We start from the raw sequence: 6,302 nt of genomic DNA, 5'->3' as shown, positions 1-6,302 counted from the left end.
TCTTACGGCCGCCGCGCGGTGGGCTGGTCCGGGCGGTGGGTGCGGCTTTCACGGGCGCGTGTTGGTAGGCCGGCCCGAGCCGGTGGCTGCGGCTTTCACGGCCGCCGCGCGGTGGGCCGGTTCGAGTGGTGGCTGCGGCTCTTACGGCCGCCGCGCGGTGGGCTGGTCCGGGCGGTGGGTGCGGCTTTCACGGGCGCGTGTTGGTAGGCCGGCCCGAGCCGGTGGCTGCGGCTTCCACGGCCGCCGCGCGGTGGGCCGGTCCGAGTGGTGGCTGCGGCTCTTACGGCCGCCGCGCGGTAGGCCGGCCCGAGCCGGTGGGTGCGGCTTTCACGGCCGTTGTGCGGTAGGCCGGTCCGAGCCGGTGGCTGTGGCTCTCACGGCCGTCGCAGCAGGCTGTTCGCCGCGCGCCCGAACACGTATCGCCCCGCCGTCCGCAGCGGGGCGTCGAAGAGCCGGGGGAGGAGGCGGACCCGGAGTTCCTCGCGCCAGACCACGCGGGCCCGTCCCCCGGGACCTGGCCGTACCTCGATCTCGGCCCAGCCCAGCACCACCCGGCCCCGCTTCTCCAGCCGGCACAGACCCGGGGTGTCCTCGGCCGGCGGTCGCCACACGGTGACCTCCATCCGGTCGTCGAAGGCGAGCGGACCGAGGCCCGAGCGCGCCACGAAGACCGTGCCCTCCCGGTTCGGCCCTGGCGTGACCACGGTGACGCGGGTCAGCGGGACCACCTCACCGTGGCGGGGCCAATCGGTGAGGCGGCGCCAGGCCTCGTCGGGCGAGAGCGGCGCGGTGCGTTCGAGCTGAAAGGTGACCACGGCCCGATCCTAAGGAATCCGGCCAGCTCAACGGTGGTCTCGTATACGGCTCACACACTTGGCCCAACGCCCGGTCGACGCAAGGACGTACAACGGCCGTGGGCTCGCGCGAAGCCCCGGAGTCGAGCCACAGGCCGCCCTACCCTTCCACCCCATCGGCCGGGCAGTCCGCCCGCCCCCAGGTGGAGTTGGTCGTCATGCCACCAGAGTCGGCACCGGCCCGACGCCTTCGACATCACCCGCGCCCCGGCCCCTCACCTCGCCTTCGGGCTCGGGGGCACGGCTGCCGATGATCCACCGCACCCCGTACGGCTCACCGGTACACCTCGCCGGGCTCGGCCTTCCCCGGCGCGAGCAGCTGCGGCACGGTCACGAAGACGTAACCCTGCTTCTTGAGGGCGTCGATGATCCCGGGCACCGCGGGCACCGTGCCCTGGTAGATGTCGTGGAGCAGGATGATCCCGTCCCGGGAGGACTGGTCCAGGACCCGCTCGCGGATCAGGTCCGAGTCGTTCGTCTTGTAGTCCTTCGCCGTCACGCTCCACAGCACCTCGGCGAGCCCCAGCTCCCGGCAGATCTCGTGCACGGTGTCGTCCGTACGGCCCTGGGGCGGACGCATCAGCGTCGGGCGGCGCCCTGTCAGTCGCTCTATCGCCTCGTTCGGCCGCTCCAGCTCCTCCCGTATCTCGTCCCGGCTCAGCTCGGTGAGGATCTTGTGGTCCCAGGTGTGACTCGCCACCTCGTGGCCTTCGTCGGCCATCCGCTCCACCAGCTCCGGGTACTTCTCGATGTGCCGCTTGCCCAGGAGGAAGAAAGTCGCCGGGACCTGCTCCTCCTTGAGAATGTCCAGAAGTCGCGGCGAGTTCTCGCTGGGCCCGGCGTCGAAGGTCAGCGCTATGCACTTGACCTCTCGGCAGTCGACACCGCCGGCCCGCGCCTGGACGTCGGCCGAGGCGTCGGCGCGCGCGTCGGCCGGTGAGGTGGTGTCCAGGCGCGTGCACCCGGTCAGCGCCAGCGCACCGGACATCGTCATGGCCGCGAGGAACGCGGCCCCCGTTTTCTTCATCTTCTTGGTCAGAGAAGGCATGCCGAGACTATACGTCGCGTGTATACACGGCATGTATAGTCGGTCTCGCATGCCCTGACACCGCGCTGACCTGCTGATTCAGCCCTGGCGCAGGATGGCTCGGCCGGCCTCCCGATGCTCGGTGGCCCGTTCCGGGTCCGTCTCCTCCAGCACCCTGGCGATGCCCTCGTGGGCGAGCGCCTCCGCGTGCCGGTTGCCGAGCCTCGGGCCCAGCTCCAGTGCCTGCCGGTGCAGCCGCAGGGCGTCCTCGGTCAGGCCCGCCAGGCGGCAGGTCTCGGCGTAGCCGTCCAGGAAGTGGATCTTCCAGTGCTCCTCGAACAGCTCGTCCAGGAGCGCGAACGCCGCCCGGTGCCCCGCCAACGCCTCCTCGTACCGGCCCATCTGCCGCAGCGCGACCCCGAGACAGTTCAGGCACCAGGCCTGGTTGTGCAGATGCCCGTCCTCCCGGGCCAGCTCCAGCGCCCGGCGCAGGTGATCCGCCGCCGCGTCGGGGGTCTGCCGGGCGAGGGCGACCCCGAGCGTGATCCGGGCCGTCAGCGCGGGCGGCCACGCGGGGTCGGGGTGCGGGACGTCCAGCACCTCCCGGGCCAGCCGTGCCGCCTCCTCGTGCTGCCCCAGCTGCGCCAGCGCCCACGCCTCGGCCGTGGCGGCGTGGGCCGCGCCCTGCGGACAGCCGGCGTTCCCGTACAGCTTCCCCGCCAGCCGGAACAGCTCCAGCGGCTCCTCGACCTGCCCCGCGTCCCAGCCGAGGTAGCCGCGGCGCAGGGTCAGTTCGGCCTCCACCCGCGCGTCCCCCGCCAGGTCGACCCGCGCCGCGGCCGCCTCGTACGCCTCGGCCGCCTCCGCCGCCCGGCCCGCGTTGTAGCGCGCGAAGCCCAGGTCGCTGTACGCCTCCGCCAGGTGCAGCGGGTCGCCGAGCCGCTCGGCGGCGGTCAGCGAGCGTTCGAAGAGCATGTTGAGGTGGGTGGTGCCGCAACGCCGCGCGAAGTACGACCGCAGGAAGCGGGGCAGCTCGCACACGTGGACGTCGGCGCCGACGGCGGACGCCGTCTCGAACACGGCGACGAGGTTGCCGTACTCGCCGACGAGCCAGGACATGGCCGCGTTCTTGTCGGCGAACCGCGGCAGTTCCGCCGGGGCAGGACCCGCCGAGACGGGCCGGGCGGGGGCGATGAACGGCATCGCCGCGTCGGCGGCGGCCGCCGCGTGCACGTAGTAGTCCAGGACCCGCGTCAGCGCCCGCTCCCGCTCGGCCGCCGGGTCCGTCTCCGCCAAGGCGCGGCGCGCGTGCTGGTGCACGAGGTCGTGCAGCCGGTAGCGGTCCGCCGTCGGCTGCTGGACGAGGTGCGCGTCGACCAGGTCCTCGAGCATCTCCCGTGCCTCACGCAGTGGTACGTCGGCCAGCGCCGCCGCCACATACGCGTCGAAGGACTCCCCGGGCAGCAGTCCCAGCAGCCGGAACAGCCGGGCGTGCGGCCGGTCCAACTGCCGTACCGACATGGCGAACGCGGTGTCGAACTCGCTCGCGCCCTCGGCCAGCCGCTCGACGAGGATCCCCACGGTCCAGCCCGGCCGGTGCCGCAGCCGGGCCCCGGCGAGGCGCAGCGCCAGCGGCAGCCGGCCGCACAGCCGCAGCACCTCGGCGGCGGACTCCGGATCCCGGGCCAGCCTGCCCTCCGGGCCACCCGGGTCCCCACTGGCGCGGGCGAGCAGTTCCGCGCTCTCCCCGGGGCTCAGCACATCGAGCGAGACCGGCGGCACCTCGTCCAGGCCGAGCAGCCGGTTGCGGCTGGTGATCAGGGCGACGGAGGGCCCGGCGCCGGGCAGGAGCGGGCGGACCTGCTCCGCGTCGGCGGCGTTGTCGAGGACCACGACAACCCGGCGGCGGGCCAGCTCCGCCCGCCAGCACGCGGACAGCTGCTCCAGACCCGACTGCGGGACCCGCTCGGACGGCACGTCCAGCGCGCCGAGCAGCATCCGCAGCGCGGAGTCGGGGTCGAGGGGCGGGCGGCCCTCGGTGAAGCCGTGCAGGTCGACGTAGAGCTGCCCGTCGGGGAAGCCGTCGGCGAGCCGGTGCGCGGCGTGCACCGCCAGACAGGTCTTGCCGACGCCCGCCATGCCGCCCACCGACACCGCCCGGTGGCTGCCCACCGCGTCGAGGACGGCCGCGAGTTCGGCCTCGCGCCCGGTGAAGTCGGCCGCGTCGCGCGGCAGGTCGTTGCGGGGCAGCGGACGCACCAGGCGACTGCTCTTCGGGGGCGCCGGAAGCGGGTTCGAGGTCCGCTCCCACAGCGGGCGCAGCGGCCGCGGGTCCCGCTTGACCAGTCGGCACAGGGCGACCACGGCGGGCCACGGCGGCACCGTCTGCCCGGTGAGGTAACGCGACAGTGACGAGGAGCTGAGACCGGCGTCCTTGGCCAGGGCCCGTACCCCCAGCCCCGACAACTCCTGAAGCACCCGCAGCCGGGCCGCCAGCTCTTCCTGTGGATCCGTGCTCATGTTCCCCCCGCCGTTCCGTCCCACTGCGACAGAAGTCTTCCGAGCGCGGTCGCCGCAGGTCAAGGCCTGTTCCACTGTCCCACGGTGTCCCATCGCCATGGCCCGGCGGGCGCGGCCGGGCTGTCATGGAGTCACACACCGACGCAGCCCGGAAGCGAAGGAGAGCGCAGTGCGGTCCCGAATGCGGCACCCCGCCGACGTCCTGCCCGACGCGGCGCACCCCCTCCAGGAGATCCTGAGGGCCGTGCACCGCGCCGGAGTGGACGGCCGGACGCTGGAGCTCGTGCACCTGCGGATCAGCCAGATCAACGGGTGCGCCGCCGGCGTCGACCGGGGCGCCAGGGCGGCCCGGGCGGCCGGCGCGAGCGACGCACAGATGCTCGCCCTCGCCGTCTGGCGGGACGCCCCGTACTTCACTCCGGCCGAACGCGCGGCCCTGGAACTGGCCGAGTCCGCGACCCGGCTGGCCGACCGGCCCGACGCGGTGGGCGACGAGGTCTGGGACCGCGCCGCCACCTGGTTCGACGAGCGACAGCTCGCCGCGCTCCTGCTGATGATCGGCGTCTCCAACCTCGGTAACCGGCTCGACGCGACGACCCGTCAGGGCGCCGCCGTAGACACCCTCGAAGGGAACAGGTCATGACCAAGGCACAGCAGTCCACGAAGAAGACCACCACCACCGCTTCCGAGGAGTGGACGGCCGAGGAGCGCGCCGCGATGAAGGAGCGCGCCAAGGAGGCCAGGGCGGCGGCGCGCGCCGGCTCGCGGGCCGAGAAGGCGGCCCAGGACGAGGCGGCCGTGGTCGCGAAGATCGCGGAGATGCAGGACTCGGACCGCGAGATGGCCGAGCGCATCCACGCCATCGTCAAGGAGAACGCCCCGCAGCTGGCGCCGAAGCTCTGGTACGGCATGCCCGCCTATGCCCTGGACGGCAAGATCGTCTGCTTCTTCCAGAGCGCGCAGAAGTTCAACGCCCGCTACGCGACCCTCGGTTTCAACGACACCGCGCGGCTCGACGAGGGCACCATGTGGCCGACCGGCTTCGCCCTGACCCGGCTGACCGCGGCGGCCGAGGCGCGGATCGGCGAGCTGGTGGCGAAGGCCGTCAACTGACCCCGGGTCTCCGGAACGCGAGAGGGGCTGACGGCCTCGCCGCCCCGGCTCGGTCCGCGGTCGCCGCCACGGAGCTCGCCGGGGCGCCCGTGCCAGAATGGACGGGCCCGATCTTCCGCCACCCCGCATCGAGGTTCCTCCCGTGTCCCAGCCCGTGGGCCGTGTGCCCCAGCGGCGCAACGCCCGGTCCAACCGGGCGCGCATCCTGGCCACCGCGCGCCAGGAGCTGGGCCGCAACCCCGACATCACCCTGGAGGAACTGGCCCGCGCCTCCGGTGTCGTACGACGCACCCTGTTCGGGCACTTCCCCGGGCGGGCCGCCCTCCTGGAGGCGCTCGCCGAGGAGGCCGCCGAGGCGCTGCGGGCGGCCGTGGCGGAGGGGGTCAGGGAGGGCGAGCCGGCCGAGCGGGCGTTCGCGCACTTCATGCTGGCGATGTGGCCGGTGGGCGACCGCTACCGGATGCTCCTGGCGCTCGCCCAGCGGGACCTGGGCAAGGAACGCGTCACCGAGACCCTCGCCCCGTCCCGGGTCGCGGCCACGGCCATCCTGGAGCGGGGCCAGCGGGAGGGCGTCTTCCACTCCGAACTGCCGGCCGCGGTGCTCAGCGCCGGACTCGAGGCGATGACGGTCGCCCTGCTGGAAGAGGTCAACACCGGGGCCCTGGAGGACGACGGCACCCGATCCGCGACCGCCGCGCTCATCGCGGCCGGCGTGCCCCGAGAGCGGGCACGCCGGATCGTGGAGGACGTGACGAAGGCGTAGGGCCCGGTGATTCCCCGGGCCTGAA

General features: G+C 73.6%; 6 protein-coding genes. 3 read left to right on the top strand and 3 right to left on the bottom strand.

The annotated features are described in order from the left end of the window. Positions 1–374 precede the first annotated feature (374 nt). The 3 genes from ACWDRW_RS17800 to ACWDRW_RS17790 form a co-directional block, all read right to left on the bottom strand. Positions 375–815, bottom strand: coding sequence for an SRPBCC family protein (locus ACWDRW_RS17800; protein ID WP_451724189.1), 441 nt, complete (start codon positions 813–815; stop codon positions 375–377). A 313-nt stretch (positions 816–1,128) separates the two neighbouring features. After that, on the bottom strand, positions 1,129–1,902 hold the full coding sequence (locus tag ACWDRW_RS17795) for a polysaccharide deacetylase family protein (RefSeq protein ID WP_451724187.1): 774 nt from the start codon (positions 1,900–1,902) through the stop codon (positions 1,129–1,131). Positions 1,903–1,980: 78 nt separating this feature from the next. Then, positions 1,981–4,401, bottom strand: a complete 2,421-nt coding sequence (locus ACWDRW_RS17790) for an ATP-binding protein (RefSeq protein WP_451724186.1) — start codon at positions 4,399–4,401, stop codon at positions 1,981–1,983. A 169-nt stretch (positions 4,402–4,570) separates the two neighbouring features. Between ACWDRW_RS17790 and ACWDRW_RS17785 the strand changes: the two genes are divergently transcribed. From ACWDRW_RS17785 to ACWDRW_RS17775, 3 genes are all read left to right on the top strand, one after another. After that, entirely contained in the window at positions 4,571–5,044 is a 474-nt protein-coding gene (locus ACWDRW_RS17785; RefSeq protein ID WP_451724184.1) for a carboxymuconolactone decarboxylase family protein, read from the top strand. Continuing rightward, entirely contained in the window at positions 5,041–5,514 is a 474-nt protein-coding gene (locus ACWDRW_RS17780; RefSeq protein ID WP_451724181.1) for an iron chaperone, read from the top strand. Before ACWDRW_RS17785 ends, ACWDRW_RS17780 begins: the two co-directional genes overlap by 4 nt. Positions 5,515–5,656: 142 nt before the next feature. Beyond that, a complete protein-coding gene (locus ACWDRW_RS17775) occupies positions 5,657–6,277 on the top strand; it encodes a TetR family transcriptional regulator (protein WP_451724179.1) in 621 nt (206 codons plus the stop codon). The last annotated feature ends 25 nt before the right edge of the window (positions 6,278–6,302 follow it).

This window comes from Streptomyces sp. NPDC003635 (assembly GCF_053587635.1).
This window is presented reverse-complemented; position numbering and strand designations above follow the sequence as displayed.